At 63.1% G+C, this 16,704-nt stretch carries 16 protein-coding genes and 1 riboswitch; of the genes, 10 read left to right on the top strand and 6 right to left on the bottom strand.

Features of this window, described 5'->3' with window-relative positions:
- Positions 1-250 precede the first annotated feature (250 nt).
- Both JYJ39_RS13135 and JYJ39_RS13140 read left to right on the top strand, forming a co-directional pair.
- Entirely contained in the window at positions 251-844 is a 594-nt protein-coding gene (locus JYJ39_RS13135; protein ID WP_205204928.1) for a TRAP transporter small permease subunit, read from the top strand.
- Positions 841-2,481, top strand: a complete 1,641-nt coding sequence (locus JYJ39_RS13140; RefSeq protein ID WP_205204930.1) for a TRAP transporter large permease — start codon at positions 841-843, stop codon at positions 2,479-2,481. The genes JYJ39_RS13135 and JYJ39_RS13140 overlap by 4 nt, the downstream gene beginning before the upstream one ends.
- A gap of 79 nt (positions 2,482-2,560) precedes the next feature.
- Here JYJ39_RS13140 and JYJ39_RS13145 read toward each other — a convergent pair whose 3' ends face one another.
- Together JYJ39_RS13145 and JYJ39_RS13150 are read right to left on the bottom strand one after the other, a co-directional pair.
- The gene (locus JYJ39_RS13145) at positions 2,561-3,697 is read right to left on the bottom strand and encodes a TRAP transporter substrate-binding protein (protein ID WP_205204932.1); all 1,137 of its coding nucleotides are present in this window, start codon (positions 3,695-3,697) and stop codon (positions 2,561-2,563) included.
- Positions 3,698-3,827: 130 nt separating this feature from the next.
- Positions 3,828-4,919 (bottom strand): alkene reductase, encoded by a 1,092-nt coding sequence (locus tag JYJ39_RS13150; protein ID WP_205204934.1) that lies wholly within the window; start codon positions 4,917-4,919, stop codon positions 3,828-3,830.
- A 110-nt stretch (positions 4,920-5,029) separates the two neighbouring features.
- Between JYJ39_RS13150 and JYJ39_RS13155 the strand changes: the two genes are divergently transcribed.
- The 6 genes from JYJ39_RS13155 (at position 5,030) to JYJ39_RS13180 (ending at position 10,596) form a co-directional block, all read left to right on the top strand.
- The gene (locus JYJ39_RS13155; protein WP_205204936.1) at positions 5,030-5,446 is read left to right on the top strand and encodes a YidB family protein; all 417 of its coding nucleotides are present in this window, start codon (positions 5,030-5,032) and stop codon (positions 5,444-5,446) included.
- Between the two features lie 92 nt (positions 5,447-5,538).
- Positions 5,539-6,156, top strand: coding sequence for a guanylate kinase (gene gmk / locus JYJ39_RS13160; RefSeq protein WP_205204938.1), 618 nt, complete (start codon positions 5,539-5,541; stop codon positions 6,154-6,156).
- 12 nt (positions 6,157-6,168) lie between these two features.
- On the top strand, positions 6,169-6,375 hold the full coding sequence (gene rpoZ, locus JYJ39_RS13165; protein ID WP_205204940.1) for a DNA-directed RNA polymerase subunit omega: 207 nt from the start codon (positions 6,169-6,171) through the stop codon (positions 6,373-6,375).
- A gap of 20 nt (positions 6,376-6,395) precedes the next feature.
- Positions 6,396-8,549, top strand: coding sequence for a RelA/SpoT family protein (locus JYJ39_RS13170; protein WP_205204942.1), 2,154 nt, complete (start codon positions 6,396-6,398; stop codon positions 8,547-8,549).
- A complete protein-coding gene (locus tag JYJ39_RS13175) occupies positions 8,546-9,793 on the top strand; it encodes a D-amino acid dehydrogenase (RefSeq protein WP_205204944.1) in 1,248 nt (415 codons plus the stop codon). The genes JYJ39_RS13170 and JYJ39_RS13175 overlap by 4 nt, the downstream gene beginning before the upstream one ends.
- Positions 9,794-9,825: 32 nt before the next feature.
- Complete coding sequence (locus tag JYJ39_RS13180) at positions 9,826-10,596, top strand: TatD family hydrolase (RefSeq protein WP_205204946.1); 771 nt, start codon at positions 9,826-9,828, stop codon at positions 10,594-10,596.
- 15 nt (positions 10,597-10,611) lie between these two features.
- On the opposite strand, the gene rpoH is transcribed toward JYJ39_RS13180, so the two are convergent.
- Both rpoH and JYJ39_RS13190 read right to left on the bottom strand, forming a co-directional pair.
- Positions 10,612-11,469 carry an RNA polymerase sigma factor RpoH gene (gene rpoH / locus JYJ39_RS13185; protein WP_205204947.1) on the bottom strand — a complete coding sequence of 286 codons (858 nt, stop codon included), beginning with the start codon at positions 11,467-11,469 and terminating at the stop codon, positions 10,612-10,614.
- 155 nt (positions 11,470-11,624) lie between these two features.
- On the bottom strand, positions 11,625-12,200 hold the full coding sequence (locus tag JYJ39_RS13190; RefSeq protein ID WP_205204948.1) for a TMEM165/GDT1 family protein: 576 nt from the start codon (positions 12,198-12,200) through the stop codon (positions 11,625-11,627).
- A gap of 2 nt (positions 12,201-12,202) precedes the next feature.
- Positions 12,203-12,376, bottom strand: a riboswitch (yybP-ykoY riboswitch).
- 523 nt (positions 12,377-12,899) lie between these two features.
- Here JYJ39_RS13190 and JYJ39_RS13195 point away from each other — a divergent pair.
- Positions 12,900-13,772 carry a hypothetical protein gene (locus tag JYJ39_RS13195; RefSeq protein WP_205204949.1) on the top strand — a complete coding sequence of 291 codons (873 nt, stop codon included), beginning with the start codon at positions 12,900-12,902 and terminating at the stop codon, positions 13,770-13,772.
- Positions 13,773-13,845: 73 nt separating this feature from the next.
- On the top strand, positions 13,846-14,769 hold the full coding sequence (gene gluQRS, locus JYJ39_RS13200) for a tRNA glutamyl-Q(34) synthetase GluQRS (protein ID WP_205204950.1): 924 nt from the start codon (positions 13,846-13,848) through the stop codon (positions 14,767-14,769).
- On the opposite strand, the gene clsB is transcribed toward gluQRS, so the two are convergent.
- Both clsB and JYJ39_RS13210 read right to left on the bottom strand, forming a co-directional pair.
- Complete coding sequence (clsB, locus tag JYJ39_RS13205; protein WP_205204951.1) at positions 14,744-15,946, bottom strand: cardiolipin synthase ClsB; 1,203 nt, start codon at positions 15,944-15,946, stop codon at positions 14,744-14,746. The genes gluQRS and clsB overlap by 26 nt on opposite strands.
- Entirely contained in the window at positions 15,936-16,703 is a 768-nt protein-coding gene (locus JYJ39_RS13210) for an endonuclease/exonuclease/phosphatase family protein (protein WP_205204952.1), read from the bottom strand. The genes clsB and JYJ39_RS13210 overlap by 11 nt, the downstream gene beginning before the upstream one ends.
- Position 16,704 lies beyond the last annotated feature (1 nt).

Genomic DNA, 16,704 nt, shown 5'->3' on the forward strand with positions numbered 1-16,704 from the left:
CAATCTTCAGCTATTGAAACTTCGGCGAAAAGACGGTGGTGGCCGGACGGTTACTTCGGTTCCACCTGCGCGCGCAAAGAACCGCGCAGGCCAGTGAATTCAAACCTTAACAAGGCGCCCCCGTAGCCTTATCCTGCTATCTCTTGTGCGGAGCAGGTCAAAACAGTCGTCACTTGCCTCATGCAAGCATCGGTGTTTTATTTCCCCCTGCCGTACAACGACTGTCGCGGTACGATTTCTGGAGTTTTCTGTGTCCTCTTTGCTACGAATTTCCCGCCTGATCGACTGGATCAACGAGCGGGTCGGTCGAAGCGTGATGTGGCTGGTGCTGATTGCGGTGGTGATCAGCGCCGGCAACGCGCTCGTGCGCAAGCTGTTCAACACCAGCTCGAATGCCCTGCTCGAAATCCAGTGGTATCTGTTCGCCGCGATTTTCATGCTCGCTGCCGGCTACACCTTCCTGCGCAATGAACATGTGCGCATCGACGTGCTGACCAGCCGGCTGTCAGCGCGCGGGCAGAACATCATCGATGTGATCGGCATCCTCTTCTTCCTGCTGCCGATGGCGGTACTGATCCTGTGGCTGTCGTGGCCGATCGTGACGACCTCGCTTGCCACGGGCGAAATGTCACAGAATCCGGGCGGTCTGATTCGCTGGCCGGTAAAGATGCTGCTGCCGCTCGGCCTCGGCCTGCTCGTGCTGCAGGCGGTGTCGGAACTGATCAAGCGCATCGCCTTCCTGTCCGGCCATGGGCCGAATCCGCTGCAGAAAAAATCAGCCGCTGCGGCGACCGAGGAACTGGTGGTGGCGATCAAGGCGCAACGTGAGGGGACGGGGCAATGACCGAATTCATCATCGCCAACATGGCGCCGCTAATGTTTGCGTCCATGATCCTGTTCCTGCTGTTCGGCTTTCCGGTCGCGTTCGCGCTTGCTGCCAACGGCATCCTGTTCGGCCTGATCGGCATCGAGCTTGGCCTGTTGCACGGTGCGCTGTTCCAGGCGCTGCCGGAACGCATCTTCGGCATCATGGCCAACGACACCCTGCTCGCGGTGCCTTTCTTCACTTTCATGGGCCTGATCCTTGAGCGTAGCGGCATGGCCGAGGATCTGCTCGACACGATTGGCCAGCTGTTCGGGCCGGTGCGGGGCGGTCTGGCCTTTGCCGTCATTTTCGTCGGTGCACTGCTGGCGGCAACCACCGGTGTGGTGGCCGCCTCGGTGATTTCGATGGGGTTGATCTCGCTGCCGATCATGCTGCGTTACGGCTACGATCACCGGCTGGCCAGCGGCGTCATCGCCGCCTCGGGCACGCTGGCGCAGATCATTCCGCCCTCGCTGGTGCTGATCGTGATGGCCGACCAGCTCGGGCGCAGTGTCGGCGACATGTACCAGGGCGCGCTGCTCCCGGGCCTGATGCTCACTGCGCTCTATGTCGTTTATGTGGCGCTGGTGGCGATCTTCCGCCCGTCCAGTGCCCCGGCGATGCCGCTGAGTGCGCGCACGCTGCATGAAGGTGACGGCACCAGCGGCCTGCGCTCGCTCGCCGTGCTGGCGGTGGTCTCGGCCGCCGGTGCCTGGGTGTTCGCCAGCCAGTTTTATCGCGCCGACGCACCGCGTGACGAAGTGGTCGTGGTATCGGCGATGGTCGGCATCGGCATCGCCTTTACGGCAGCAATGCTCAACCGACTGTTCGCCCTCGGCCTGCTGTCGCGCATGGCCGAGCGCGTCGTCTTCGTGCTCATCCCGCCGCTCGGCCTGATCTTTCTGGTCCTGGGTACCATTTTCATCGGCATCGCCACCCCCACGGAGGGCGGCGCCATGGGGGCGCTCGGCGCGGTGCTGATGGCAATGGGACGCAAGCGCCTGTCGTTACCGCTGCTCAAGCAGGCGATGGACTCGACCACCAAGCTATCGTGTTTCGTGCTCTTCATCCTGATCGGCTCAAGCGTATTCGGCCTGACCTTCCGCGCCGTCAATGGCGACCTCTGGGTCGAGCACCTGATGACCTCGCTGCCCGGCGGCGAAATCGGCTTCCTGCTGGCGGTGAACCTGCTGGTATTCGTGCTGGCCTTCTTCCTCGACTATTTCGAACTCGCCTTCATCATCGTGCCACTGCTGGCACCCGTGGCGGACAAACTCGGCATTGACCTGATCTGGTTCGGGGTGCTGCTGGCAATGAATATGCAGACCTCCTTCCTGCACCCGCCCTTCGGCTTCGCGCTGTTTTTCCTGCGCTCGGTGGCGCCGGAAAAGGTCAAGACAACGTCGATCTACTGGGGCGCAGTGCCTTTCGTGATCATCCAGCTGATCATGGTCGGCCTGATCATCGCCTTCCCCGGCCTGGTGTCCTACGGCGATGGGGGTAAGAAACCGTCCCCCCAACAGGAACTCAACCTGGAGCAGCTGCTGCCCGGCGGGGCAGGCGCGCCCGCGCAGGAAGACCCCGGCGCGCTGATGCGCCGGCTGCAAGGTCAGTGAGACTGAGTTTCACATTCCGACCGCGCAAACACAGAGGCCCGCATCACTGCGGGCCGCTGTGTTTGCAACGCGTGCAGGTTTAGCGCACCGACTGCATGAAACGGTCAAAATCAGCCTCCGCCACACCAAACCAGGCGTTCTGCGACTTGCGGTATTTCTCGAACTCGGCATAAATCTTTGCCCACGCCGGATTCCGGGCAGCCTCTTCGTTGTAGAGTTCGCGCGAAACGTCGTAGGCCTTCTTCATGATCTCGGGCGAAAAGCTCCGCAACTTCACCCCCTGCGACAGCAAGCGAGCAAGCGCCTGCGGGTTCTTGTGGTCGTACATCGCCGTCATCTGAATGTGCGCTTCGCGCGAAGCCGCACGGAATGCAGCCTGATATTCCGCTGGCAGCTTGGCCCACTCGTTCTTGTTCACATAGAAGTGCACCACCGGCCCCGGCTCCCAGAAACCGGGCGAGTAGTAGTACGGAGCCACTTTGTAGAAGCCGAGTTTTTCGTCATCGTAAGGCGCGACCCATTCGGCCGCGTCGATGGTGCCCTTTTCGAGCGAAGGGTAGATATCCGTGCCGGCGATCTGCTGCGGAATGGCGCCCATGCGCGCCAGAATCTCCCCGCCGATACCGGCAATACGGATCTTCAGCCCCGGGATGTCTTCCAGCCGGTTGATTTCCTTGCGATACCAGCCCCCCATCTGCACGCCGGTATTGCCGCCCAGGAAGGAGTACACGTTGTAGTTGCTGTAGAACTCGTCCAGCAGATCCTGCCCGCCGCCACCAATGATCCAGGCGTCCATCTGCCGGGCATTCATGCCGAAGGGCACGGCCGTACCGAAAGCGAAGGCCTTGTCCTTACCGACGTAGTAATACGAACAGGAGTGGCACATTTCCACCGTCCCTTGCTGCACGGCATCCAGTGCCTGCAGGCCCGGTACGATCTCGCCCGCCGGGAAAACACGGATGTCGAACTTGCCGCCCGTGATCTCGCGCAGGCGGTTGGCGAGCAACTCGGAACTGCCATACAGGGTGTCGATGCTTTTCGGGAAACTTGAGGTCATGCGCCACTGCACCGCTGGCAGTCCGGTATGCACTGCCGGGGCTGCCGGAGTTGTGGCCGGGGCAGCTGTTTGCTCGCTCTTGCCGCAAGCCGCCATGCCAGCAGCGGCACCCACGGCAATGCCGGCACCGGCTTTCTTCAGAAATGAACGACGTTCCACGCTAACTCCTTGAATATATGCAATTAACAAACATCATGCCAGCCCAGTCAAAACAGAAAGCAGCCGGGTACAAGCAAAACAAGCAGGCCCCTTGAACACGCTCCAGCAGCCAGGGGACCTGGACTAGCTATCAGACGGGGGCAAGCACAGGGTAATCGGTATAACCCTCGGCGCCACCGCCATAAAACGTTGCCACATTCGGCGTGTTCAGTGCGGCGCCACTGCGCAACCGTGCGACCAGATCAGGATTGGCGATGAAGGCCTTGCCGAAGGCAACCAGATCGACACGACCGCTGGCCACGGCATCTTCTGCCAGCGCCTGGGTATAGCCGTTATTGACGATCCAGGCGCCGGGGAAGCTGCGGCGCAAGGCGGCATAGTCGAAGCTGACGCCTTCCGGCTCGCGGGCACCGCCGGTTTCTCCTTCGATCATGTGCACATAGGCCAGCCCCAGCCGGGCCATCTGCGCCACGACGTAGCCGTACAGTGCCTGCGGATTGCTGTCGAGCGCCGTCCCGCCGCCGAAGGTGGTCAACGGGCTGAGGCGGATGCCGACACGACCGGCGCCGATTTCCTCGCAGATTGCGGCGGCCACTTCGCACACCAGACGGGCGCGGTTTTCGATGCTGCCGCCGTAGGGTCCGCTGCGATCATTGATGCTGTCGCGCAGGAACTGTTCGAGCAGGTAGGTGTTGGCGGCATGAATTTCCACCCCGTCGAAACCGGCGGCGCGGGCGTTGCGGGCGGCACGACGGTAATCCGCGATGAGCGCCGGAATTTCATCATCGCCCAGGGGGCGCGGCGTCGAGACCGGCGTGAAGCCGGCCTTGGTGAAGGTTTTGGCCTGAGCCGGCTGCGCCGTCGAGGACACCGGAGCAGCACCTGCGGGCAGCAGGCTGCTATTGGAAATGCGGCCGACGTGCCACAGTTGCAGCACGATCTTGCCGCCAGCAGCATGCACCGCCGAGGTGACCGCCTGCCAGCCAGCGACCTGCTCGTCCGACCAGATACCCGGGGTATCGAGATAGCCCTGGGCCATCGGCGAAATCGGACTGGCTTCGGCGATGATCAGCCCGGCACTGGCACGCTGGGCGTAGTACTGCGCCGCCAGCGGGCCGGGGCAATTGCCGGCGGCGGCCCGGCTGCGCGTCAGCGGCGCCATCACGATGCGGTTGGCCAGGGCCATGTCGCCCACCTGAACGGGATCAAACAGAGTACTCATTGCGCTTTCTCCAAGAGTTGCCGGGAGGGAGCCCCCGCAGTTTTGCACTTTTTCACGAATGGAACAGCTTACGCGCTCTACCATACGCTTTTCAACACGAAGGAAGCATCATGGGACTATTCGACCAGGTAGTCGGCAATCTGGCCGCCAGCGCACTGGGTGGCAAAGGAAACGAAGGCGGCATCATCGAACTGGTGCTGCCGTTGCTGAACAAGTACCCCGGCGGCATCGCCGGTCTGGTCCAGGCATTCCAGCAGGGCGGCCTGGGTGAGATCGTCAATTCCTGGATCTCGACAGGCAAAAACCTGCCGGTTTCCGGCGAACAACTGACCTCGGTACTGGGCAATGATTTCATCGGCGGACTGGCAAAACAGCTGGGCGTCGGCAGCCAGGAAGCCTCCGGCAGTCTGGCTGACATCCTGCCCGGACTGATCGACCAGCTCACGCCCAACGGCCAGCTGCCACAGGGCGGCGACCTGCTCGCGCAAGGACTGGGCATGCTGAAAAAAGGCGGCCTGTTCGGCTAAATTCAAGCACACGCAGCACACGGCAACGGGGACAAGCGGACACCAAAGCGGTAACATTCCCCGCTTCCCCCTGTTGTTGCAGAAAGGTCCGCATGTCTGCCGGCAATCTCTTCGTCGTCGCTGCCCCATCGGGCGCGGGCAAAACCACGCTGGTGCGCCACCTGCTCGAACGCGATGCGACGGTGCACCTGTCGATTTCCTTCACCACCCGCGCACCACGCGCCGGGGAAGAAAACGGACGGGAATATCATTTCGTCGACGTCCTGACTTTCCAGAAAATGGTTGCCGCCGGCGAATTTCTCGAATGGGCCGAGGTGCACGGCAATTACTACGGCACCTCACAACGCTGGATCAGCGAACAACTGGCCAACGGGCGCGATATCCTGCTGGAGATCGACTGGCAGGGAGCACAACAGGTGCGCTCCCTGTTTCCCGAGATGCTCGGAATTTTCGTCCTGCCGCCTTCACTGACCGAACTGGCGCAGCGTCTTTCCGGTCGCGGCACCGACAGCGCGGACGTGGTCGAACGCCGCCTTGCCGCTGCCCGTGAGGAAATGCGCCATGTCGGGGAGTTCGACTATGTTATTATTAACGACCATTTAAGCCAGGCCATCGACGATCTGAGCGCCATCGTACACAGCGCCCGTCTCGGTCTGGCGCGGCAGCAGGCACGCCACGCCCGCCTGTTCGCCGACCTGCTTGAACATTGAACCGAGGTTGCCATGGCACGCGTTACTGTTGATGACTGTCTGAAAAGAATCCCGAACCGCTTCCAGATGACCCTGGCCGCAGCCCACCGCGCCCGCCAGATCGCCAACGGCGCAACGCCGCTGGTCGAAGTCGACAAGGACAAGCCTACCGTCGTCGCGCTGCGTGAAATGGCGCTCGGCAAGATTGGCCTGGAAGTGCTCAACCGCGGTCAAGCCTGATCCACCGGGGAGCTCGTCGCATGGATCCTGCGCCACAACTCCCCGTAAATTACGAGGCAGATGCGTATAGCGTCTTCCTCGACAGTCTCGACTATCTGTCGCCGGAAGAGATCGAACGCGTCAAGCGCGCCTTTGATTTCGCTGCGCGCGCGCACGCCAGCCAGAAACGCGCTTCCGGCGAACCCTACATCACCCATCCGCTAGCCGTCGCCGGCACCGTGGTGGACTGGCGCATGGATGCCGACGCGGTGTGTGCCGCCCTGCTGCACGACACCATGGAAGACACCGGTGCCAGCAAGGATGAGTTGAGCGAACTTTTCGGCAAACAGGTTGGCGAATTGGTCGATGGCCTGTCCAAGCTGGACAAGATGGAGTTCAACTCCTACCAGGAAGCGCAGGCAGAAAATTTCCGCAAGATGCTGATCGCCATGGCGCGCGATCTGCGGGTGGTGATGATCAAGCTGGCTGACCGGCACCACAACATTCAAACCATGTCGGCCATGCGCGCCGACAAACGCATCCGCATCGCCCGCGAAACACTGGAAATCTACGCCCCGATTGCACTCCGCCTGGGTCTGAACAAGCTGTACGAAGAGTTGCGTGACATCTGTTTCCGCCTCATTCACCCGCACCGCGCCGCTGTCCTCACCAAGGCACTACGCACGGCCCGCGCCCACCGTCAGGACAACCAGGCCCGCATCGTCGAGGCAATGTGCGACAAGCTGGCCCACGCTGGCGTAATCGCCGAAGTGGTCCGCCGCGAGCGCGGCCTGCATTCGATCTTCTGTCACATGAAGAATCGCCAGCAATCCTTCTCGCAGGTGCTGGATACCTATACCTTCCGCGTGCTGGTCGAAAACGTGCCCAGCTGCTACCTGACACTGGGCGCACTGCACAGCCTGTACAAGCCGGTGCCGGGCAAATTCAGCGATTACGTGGCGCTGCCCAAGGCCAACGGCTACCAGTCGCTGCACACCACCCTGATCGGCCCCTACGGCGTACCAGTGGAAGTACAGATCCGGACACGCGAAATGCACCGCGTGGCCGAGGATGGCGTTTCCGCCAACTGGCTGTACAAAGATGCCGGCGAAAGCTGCGCCGAATTGCAGATCAAGACCCACAAGTGGCTTGAATCGCTGCTCGAAACGCGCAGCGGTGGCTCGTCTGCCGAATTTTTCGAGGATGTGAAGGTGGACCTCTTCCCGGACGAGGTTTATGTCTTCACGCCCAAGGGCCGCATCATGTCGCTGCCGCAGGGCGCGACGCTGGTGGACTTTGCTTATGCCGTGCATACCGATGTCGGCAACCACTGCACGGCAGCCCGCATCAACCATGAACTGGCACCCCTGCGCAGCGAGCTGAAGAACGGCGATCTGGTCGAAATCATCACTTCTCCGGAAGCCAAGCCCAACCCCGCCTGGCTCAACTACGTCAAGACCGGCCGCGCCCGCAGCCGTATCCGGCAGGCGCTACGCACCACGCAGCACGAAGAGTCGGCCCGCCTGGGTGAGCGCTTGCTCCGCCAGGAGCTCCTGTCGCTGGGGGTGGTGCCCATCTCTGTCCCCACCGCCGCCTGGGATACCCTGGTCCGCGCCAGCGGCCAGCAAAGCCTCGAAGAGGTTTACGCCGACATCGGTCTGGGCAAGCGCCTGCCTTCGGTCGTCGCCCGCCGCCTGCTGGCACGCGAGGACATGAGCGCCACCAATCTGGGCGGACGCACCATTGCCATCCATGGCAACGAAGGTCTGGCCATCCAGCTCGCCACCTGCTGCCAGCCGATCCCCGGCGACCCCATCGTCGGCTCCATCCGCAAAGGCCGGGGCATGGTGGTGCATACCCTGGACTGCCCGGGCATCCTCAAGTCGCGCAAGGATGAACCGCACAAGTGGCTGGACGTTGAATGGGAACCGGAAGAAGGCCGCATGTTCGACCTGCGCCTGCGGGTCGAGGTCAAGAATCAGCGCGGTGTTCTGGCACGAGTCGCCACCAGCATTTCCGATGCCGGCTCCAACATCGAGCACATGTCGACGGAAACCGACCCCGATGGCCATGTCACGACCCTGCATTTCACGATCAAGGTCAGCGACCGCAAGCATCTCGCCACGATCATGCGCCGCGTGCGGCATATCCAGGAAGTAATGCGCATCACCCGCGAACGGGGAGAAGCGGCTTGAACATTCTGGTACTCGGGGCCGGGCTGGCAGGAACGGCCAGCGCCTGGTACCTGCAGACGGCCGGCCATCAGGTCACCGTCGTCGACCGGCAACCCGCCGCCGGGCTGGAAACCAGCTTTGCCAACGGCGGCCAGATTTCGGTTTCGCATGCCGAACCCTGGGCCAACCCGCACGTTCTGCCCAACATCCTGAAATGGCTGGGTCGGCGCGATGCGCCGCTACGCTGGCACTGGCGCGCCGATGCCGCCCAATGGGCGTGGGGCTTGCAGTTTCTGCGCGAATGTCTGCCCGGACGCAGCCAGCGCAACATCGCCGCCATTGTGCACCTCGCCCTCTACAGCCGGCAGCAGCTGCAACTGCTGCGTGCCCAGCTGGGCCTTGAATATGATCAGCTGCAACGCGGCATCCTGCATCTTTATACCAACCGCCACGACATGGCCAACGCCATGGCCGCCCGCCGGGTCATGGCCGAGCACGGCTTGCCGCGCGACATTCTGGACGTCGCCGCCTGCCTCGAACTGGAGCCCGCGCTGGCACCGGTCGCCCCCCTGCTCGTCGGCGGTGACTACACCGCCAGCGACGAATCGGGCGACGCCCATCGGTTCACCCAGGCGCTCGCGGCACGCGCCGCCACAGCGGGCGTCGATTTCCGCTATAACACGCAGATCGAACGCTTGGCCACTGCGGGTGCCCGGGTGGCCGGCGTCGTCTGCCGTGGCCCCCAGGGCGCCAATCTGCTGACAGCCGACGCCTATGTCCTGGCGCTGGGCAGCGAATCGCCACTGCTGCTGCGCCCGCACGGCATCCGCCTGCCGATCTACCCCGCCAAGGGCTATTCCGCCACCCTGCACCTGGCCAATCCGGACAGCGCGCCCACCGTCAGCCTGACCGACGACGCCTACAAACTCGTGTTTTCACGCTTGGGCAACCGTCTGCGCGTCGCCGGCACCGCCGAGTTCAACGGTTACAACCGCGACCTCGACCCGGTCCGCTGCCAGGCGCTGATCGAACGCACCAAGCAACTGTTCCCCAATCTCGAAATCGAGGGCGATGCCAATTTCTGGTGCGGCCTGCGCCCGGCCACACCCTCCAACCTGCCGCTCATTGGCCGTTCCCGTCTCTCCAATCTGTGGCTGAACACCGGCCACGGCACGCTCGGCTGGACACTGGCCTGCGGTTCGGCAGCGGCACTGACCGATCTGCTGGCGGGCCGCTCCCCCGCCCCCGACTTTCCTTTCCTCTGAGCCGCCCGGATACGGCAGCTTCTGCCCGCCCGATGATCGACACGCACTGCCATCTCGACGCTGCTGAATTCAGCACCGATTACCGTGCTGCCAGCGCACTGGCGCGCGCCGCCGGCGTCACCCGGATCATCGTTCCCGGCGTCAGCGTCGCCTGTTTTCCGCGCCAGAAATTCGTCGTCGCCACCACCCCCGGCGCCTACGCGGCGTACGGCATTCATCCGCTCTATCTCACCCAAAGCGACAGCGGCGATCTGCAACAACTGCGCCATTACCTGCAGCAGGAGCGGCCCGTTGCAGTCGGCGAAATCGGCCTGGACTTCTACGCCCCCCAGGCCGACAAAGCGCAGCAGACGGAGTTCTTCGCTGCCCAGCTGCAACTCGCCCGTGAATTCGAGCTGCCCGTAATCCTGCACAGCCGGCGCGCCGTCGACGCCGTACTGCACGCCTTGCGCCGCCATCCTGTCCGCGGCGGCGTCGCTCACGCCTTCAACGGCAGCCTGCAACAGGCGGCCGAATTCATCAAACTTGGATTTAAGCTCGGCTTTGGTGGCGCCCTGACGCATGCCGGCTCCCGCCGCATCCGCATGCTCGCCACCGAACTGCCCCTGAGCGCTCTGGTGCTGGAAACCGACGCCCCCGACATTGCGCCGGCCTGGCTGCACGGCGGCCGCAACAGCCCGGAACAGTTACCCCGCATCGCCGACGAACTGGCGCAGCTGCGGGGTATGACCGTCGAAGAATTGGTGGCGCACACCGACGCCAACGCCCGGGAAGTGTTTCCCGGGCTGGATGCAGGCTGTTAAATCAGCAGCGGACGCTCAGGCGGCCAGCAGGCCACGCATTTTCTGCAGCGCCTTCGCTTCGATCTGACGAATACGCTCCGCCGACACCCCGAATTCAGCCGCCAGATCGTGCAAAGTGGCCGCTTCGCCTTCGCTCAGCCAGCGCGCCTCAACGATGCGACGACTACGGGGATCAAGTCCGTCCAGCGCCGCATACAAACCTTCCTGCTGCAGATGGGCCTGCGCCTTGTTCTCCAGCACGCGCACCGGCTCGTAACGCGCATCGGCCAGATAATCGATCGGCGCAAACGCATCCTCGCCGTCATCAGGATTGCCTTCCAGCGCCAGATCACGACCAGACAGGCGGGTTTCCATTTCCACGACCTCTTCAGCCTTGACGCCCAGACGGGCGGCCACCGCATCGGCCTGCGCCACCGACAGGGTGTCGGTGCCTTCAAATTCAGACTTCATGCTGCGCAGGTTGAAGAACAGCTTGCGCTGGGCCTTGGTCGTTGCCACCTTGACCAGCCGCCAGTTCTTCAGGATGTACTCATGAATTTCCGCCTTGATCCAGTGCATGGCAAACGACACCAGCCGCACTCCCCGGCTCGGATCGAAGCGCTTCACCGCCTTCATCAGGCCGATATTGCCTTCCTGGATCAGATCGGCATGCGGCAGGCCATAGCCGAGATAGCCCCGTGCGATGGAAATCACCAGCCGCAAATGCGACAACACCAGCTGGCGCGCCGCATCGACGTCACCATGGTCACGCAAACGCTCCGCCAGACGACGCTCCTCCGCCTCGCTCAACAGCGGATAGCGACTCGCCGTCTGGATATAAGCGTCCAGGTTACCGGCAGCAACAGGCATGGGAAGCGACATGGCATGGGTCATGGCAATACATCCTCCTTCATCTGACACGACTGATTTTAGCACTCACGGACTTTGAGTGCTAATCCTAGCGAGTAGTTTCATCGCTGTAGTCAATACGGGCCCCGGAAAGCAAAAACTTCTGCGCCAAAGTCTGTCAGAAGCAAAACAACAGCCGGCTAAAACCCGAGCGATTCGCCCGCCCCGAGCAAGGTGGCGATCCCCAGCAGGGCGAAGATGCCGGCGGCGATTGTGTGCACCAGTCGCACCGGCATCTTGTCGGCGATACGGTCGCCCAGCAGCACGGCGGGCACATTCGCCAGCATCATGCCGAAGGTTGTGCCCGCGACGACGGAAAAGAACGCCTGATACTGGGCGGCCAGCGCAACTGTCGCCACCTGTGTTTTGTCGCCCATTTCGGCAAGAAAGAACGCGACCAGGGTGGTCCCGAACACGCCGTACTTCGCCAGCTGGGCATCCGCCTCGTCGAATTTATCGGGAATCAGCGTCCACACCGCCATGCCGAGAAACGACAGACCCAGCACCCAGCGCAGCGTTTCCGGTGCCAGCAGGGTGGTCACCCAGGCGCCCAGCGCGCCAGCGCACGCATGGTTGGCGATGGTGGCAACCAGAATGCCGAGCACGATGGGTACAGGTTTGCGGAATTTGGCCGCGAGGATGAAAGCGAGCAGTTGCGTCTTGTCGCCAATTTCTGCGAGGGCAACGATGCCCGTCGACACGAGGAAGGATTCCATCAGATTGTCCTGGCCGGAGTTTTCCAATTGACCACGCCACCTCTCCGGCCATGGGAGGTTGGGTGGCCAATGGTCTTGCCAAGTACAGAAACCGCGTGCGCCATGCCGTGGCCGGCAAGTATGTTGACACACGCCTCTTCGCTGCGAAGAGCGGCTACTCCCCAATGACGCGGCGGATTATACCGAAGCCGGATAGCGAGTAAAGCACGGCACGCGGGGCATCGCCGCGGCTACCGCCATGCGCGCACTGACACGCCGCCTTCCCCCCTGGTACCCCGGAATCAGCTTCCTGGCCTACAATGCAGGCCGACCTCCCCCCTTTATCGCAACTGATGCTCAGATCCACCCGCCCTCATTCCAGCGCCAGCAGTGCCTTGCGGCACGGGGGTGAGCGTGCGCACCTGACTCAGCTTGCCTGCAAGGTCAAAGGATCTCCCGCCGGACTTTTTCAGGCCGTGCGGGGGCACCACAGGGGCTGAATCCCCTTCCCCCGCACGGCACATTGCCCAGGATGCGCAACACGCGCATCCCGTTCAACGTGCAACCGTCGGGCCCCTTGTCTGATTTCTGACTCTCCGCCGCTTAACGCGGCCCTGCCCCAATTTCCCGGGGCAGCTACCCATACAAGGGCTGCACCGCAGGTTACTTCCAGCATGCCACGCCCATGGTGTGGCGGGATAACGCAGAAAGGTGAGGCCAGTGATGCTTACACGCAGTTTTGTTCGGGCAAAGCGCCCTTGTACCGATGGTTTTCGCTGGTTCGTCCGGCAATTTGGCGAAGGCGGAAATTACCAGGAACTCCTCGACGAGATGGTCGCCAACGGCCGCGCTGGCGACGCCTGCTGGCTGCTCGAAAAATTCGGCCCGACCGAAGATGTGCGCAGCGTCGACACCCTCACGACCGAAGCCGTGGTCTTTGCCGGCAACCTCGAAGTCCGAGGCAATCTCGATGTCTCCGGCCTGCTGCGCGTAGGCGGCTCGCTGCAGGTCAGCGGCGGCCTGCGCGGTGAGGGAGAAATCGTCGTCGGGGGCGATCTGCGGGTGGAAGGCAACCTCCACAGCGCCGGAAAGTTGACTGTACAGGGCGATCTGCACACTGGCTGGGGCCTGGAGTGCGCGGAAGAACTCCGCTGTGACGGCGATCTGCGCATCGGCTGGGGGCTGCGCTGCAACGAGCAGGTTCGCATCGGCGGCAATAGCATCATCGGCCACGATCTGGAAAGTGACGAAGATGTGCGCTGTAGCAAGGGACTGCAGGTAGGCGGCAGCATCCTGGTCGCACGCAGTCTGCATGCGCGGCAAGGCATTACTGCCGGAGAGTCGATTCAGGCTGGCATGCATCTAGTGGCCGGCTGGGGCATCAAGGCCGGCGCCGTTATCAGCGCTGAAAAAAGCATCCGTGCCGGAGAAAGCCTGAGTGCGGGCGAGGCCATCCGGGCCGGCAACGGCTACGGCGTGTTCGCCGGCCTCGATGTGCAGAAGGAAACATGGGAAAGCAGCGCCCGGGTCTGCGCCCCGCACCGCCCGGAATCGCTGCTGAGCGGCTGGTGGGCCGGACCGGCAACGTGCTGAGCTGGCTCAGACAAAGACGCGGCGCAGGCAGCAAACCGATAAAATCACCCCTCCAGACAGTTATCGCCCCCGCATGCACTCATCCGATCCCCGCCTGTACCGCGGCCGCTTCGCCCCTTCGCCAACGGGCGCGCTGCATTTCGGTTCGCTGATCGCCGCCACGGCAAGCTTCCTGGAAGCGCGCAGCCGGGGCGGGGAATGGCTGGTGCGGATGGAGGACATCGACACCCCGCGCAACGTCGCCGGCGCCGCCAGTGACATCCTGCGCACGCTGGAGGCTTTCGGTTTCGCCTGGGATGGCCCGGTGTGGGTCCAGAGCGAGCGCCACGCTGCCTATCAGGCGGCACTCGACAGCTTGCGTCAGGCGGGGTTGCTGTATGGCTGCAACTGCTCGCGCAGCCAGATCGCCGCCACGGCGAAATTACGCGCTGTCGATGGCGGCTGGGTCTATCCGGGCCACTGCCGTACGGCAGGGCTGACGGACCCCGGACTGGCCCAGCGTCTCCGGGTGACCACGCAGCCGCTGGGCTTCATTGACCGCATCCAGGGGGAAGTCACGCAGCATCTGGCGGCCCAGGTCGGCGATTTCATCCTGCGCCGCGCCGACGGCCTGTTTGCCTACCAGTTAGCGGTGGTCGTCGATGATGCGGCCCAGGGCATCAGCGACATCGTCCGCGGCGCCGACCTGCTGGCCTCAACGCCTCGCCAGATCTGGCTGCAGCGCTGTCTGGGCTACCCGACACCGAGTTATGCCCATCTGCCGGTGGCCACCAACCCGGCCGGCGAAAAATGGTCGAAACAAACGCTCGCCCCCGCCCTCGTCCCGCAGGCAGCCAGCCAACAGCTCTGGCAGGCGTTACGTTTTCTCGGACAGGCCGTGCCGGATGAATTGCAGCAGGCGCCACTCAGCGACCTCTGGGGCTGGGCACTGACGCACTGGTCCTTGGCCGCAATCCCCCGCCAGCAAGCGATCAGCGCGGCGGCGGTTCCTGGCTGACCTGGTCCTCCGCCCGCCAGTGGCGGTCGCCATAACCGGCAATGCCGACCAGCAGCCGGACCAGACCATAACTCGCCCAGCGCAACAGTCGCCTGGGCCAGGACTGGCGCTGGATATCCACCGGACACATCGCGCGAGCGCCCGCCGCGATCGCTGCCTCCAGATGGGCGCGCAACTCGCCGGCAAAACGCATATCTCGCACCACGATATTGGCCTCCTTGGCCAGCAGGAGGCTGAACGGGTCAATGTTGGAAGATCCTACGGTCGCCCAGTCGTCATCAATGACGGCCACCTTGGCGTGCATGAAGCTTTTTTCATACTCGAAAATACGGATGCCCGCGTTGAGCGCAGCACCGTAAAGCGCCTGGGTGGCAAAACGCAGCAAGGGGTGATCGGTCTTGCCCTGCAACAGCACAGTCACCTGCACGCCACGCCGCGCCGCAGCATACAGCGCACGGCCAAAACGCAAGCCGGGGAGAAAATACGCATTGGCAATGAGAATTTCGCGGCGGGCACCGTGAATCGCCTCGATGTAGGTATTGAGGATGCTGTTGCGATGACGCAGGTTATCACCGACGAGAAAGGCTGCCGCCTGCGTACCGGCCACCGCGCAACGCGGATGATCGACCGCTGTGAAACGGAACCGGCGACGCAGGTTGACCCAGGTGACAATCTCCCACATGCGCCGCATGGCGCGGTGGATATCGGCCAGCACCGGCCCCTGCACCATGACCGCGTAGTCGTAACGCGGGCGCATGTCGGGGGGTGCATTGTCGTCCGCGACGATATTGATCCCGCCCACGAAAGCAATGCAGCCATCAATCAGGGCCAGCTTGCGGTGCAGCCGCCGCAGGCGGTGCCGCTTCAGGCGGAAGCGCCCCAGCTCCGGCCGGTAAATGAGGGCACGCACCCCGGCCGCGGCGAAGCGGGGCTGAAAATCAACAGGAAAATTACGCGCGCCAAAACCATCGACCGTCACATTCACCACCACGCCACGCGCAGCAGCAGCGCACAACGCCGCACAGACCGCCTCGCCCACCGCATCGGCAGCGAAGATATAGGTCTCCAGATAGATTTCCCGTTCTGCAGCGGCAATGGCTGCCAGCAGGGCCGGAAAGTACTCTCGCCCGGAATCGAGCAGAGTGAGGCGGTTACCGGGCAGGAACTCAGGTTTCATTCCGGGCTAGATACGCGGAAAGCGCAGCGTGATCGGAAATTTTTGCCCAGAGCCCGCCCTGATGAATGACCGTATCGTGCACCGCGAACCCCCGCACATAGATGCGGTCCAGACGAAAGAGCGGCAATCCGGCGGGAAAACTGCGGATCGGCCGGATTTCCGGATGCGAGTCGTGGGTCGTGAACACTTCCCGCAGCCCCAGGCGGCGCGCCAGGTACTTGCCGGCCCGGTCGCGCCAGTCATTGAAATCGCCCGCGATGATGAGCGGCGCATCGGGATCGTCCAGCGCATCCAGATAACGGGCCAGGGCATCCATCTGCAGACGGCGCGAGACCCCGAACAAGGAGAGATGAACACAGACGCAATGCACCGGCGAGCCATCCGCCAGCGCAATCCGGCAATGCAGCAGACCGCGCTTCTCGAACTGCAGATGGGTGACATCCTGATTGTGCGCGGACAGGATGGGAAACCGCGACAAGATGGCATTGCCATGGTGCCCGTGGTCGTAAATCATGTTCTGGCCATACGCCGCCTGCCAGATTTTCTCGGCCAGAAACTCGTGCTGTCCGGCGGCAGGCCAGTCCGCACGCCGGGCAGCGTGCTTCATGTGCAGGCCCTGAACTTCCTGCAGAAAGACGATGTCAGGCGCGAGCTGCTGCAAACGCTCGCGCAGTTCATGCACGACCAGCCGCCGGTTGAACTGGGAAAACCCTTTATGGATGTTGTAGGTAACGACGTGCAGCGGCGGTCGGCTCATG

The organism is Azonexus hydrophilus, assembly GCF_905120355.1.
GTDB lineage: Bacteria > Pseudomonadota > Gammaproteobacteria > Burkholderiales > Rhodocyclaceae > Azonexus.

Coding starts and splice junctions, on each gene's coding strand:
- JYJ39_RS13180 (WP_205204946.1), top strand. CDS start 9,826: ATGATCGACACGCACTGCCATCTCGACGCTGCTGAATTCAGCACCGAT.
- JYJ39_RS13170 (WP_205204942.1), top strand. CDS start 6,396: ATGGATCCTGCGCCACAACTCCCCGTAAATTACGAGGCAGATGCGTAT.
- gmk (WP_205204938.1), top strand. CDS start 5,539: ATGTCTGCCGGCAATCTCTTCGTCGTCGCTGCCCCATCGGGCGCGGGC.
- JYJ39_RS13210 (WP_205204952.1), bottom strand. CDS start 16,703: ATGAGCCGACCGCCGCTGCACGTCGTTACCTACAACATCCATAAAGGG.
- JYJ39_RS13190 (WP_205204948.1), bottom strand. CDS start 12,200: ATGGAATCCTTCCTCGTGTCGACGGGCATCGTTGCCCTCGCAGAAATT.
- JYJ39_RS13140 (WP_205204930.1), top strand. CDS start 841: ATGACCGAATTCATCATCGCCAACATGGCGCCGCTAATGTTTGCGTCC.
- rpoZ (WP_205204940.1), top strand. CDS start 6,169: ATGGCACGCGTTACTGTTGATGACTGTCTGAAAAGAATCCCGAACCGC.
- rpoH (WP_205204947.1), bottom strand. CDS start 11,469: ATGACCCATGCCATGTCGCTTCCCATGCCTGTTGCTGCCGGTAACCTG.
- JYJ39_RS13150 (WP_205204934.1), bottom strand. CDS start 4,919: ATGAGTACTCTGTTTGATCCCGTTCAGGTGGGCGACATGGCCCTGGCC.
- clsB (WP_205204951.1), bottom strand. CDS start 15,946: ATGAAACCTGAGTTCCTGCCCGGTAACCGCCTCACTCTGCTCGATTCC.
- gluQRS (WP_205204950.1), top strand. CDS start 13,846: ATGCACTCATCCGATCCCCGCCTGTACCGCGGCCGCTTCGCCCCTTCG.
- JYJ39_RS13155 (WP_205204936.1), top strand. CDS start 5,030: ATGGGACTATTCGACCAGGTAGTCGGCAATCTGGCCGCCAGCGCACTG.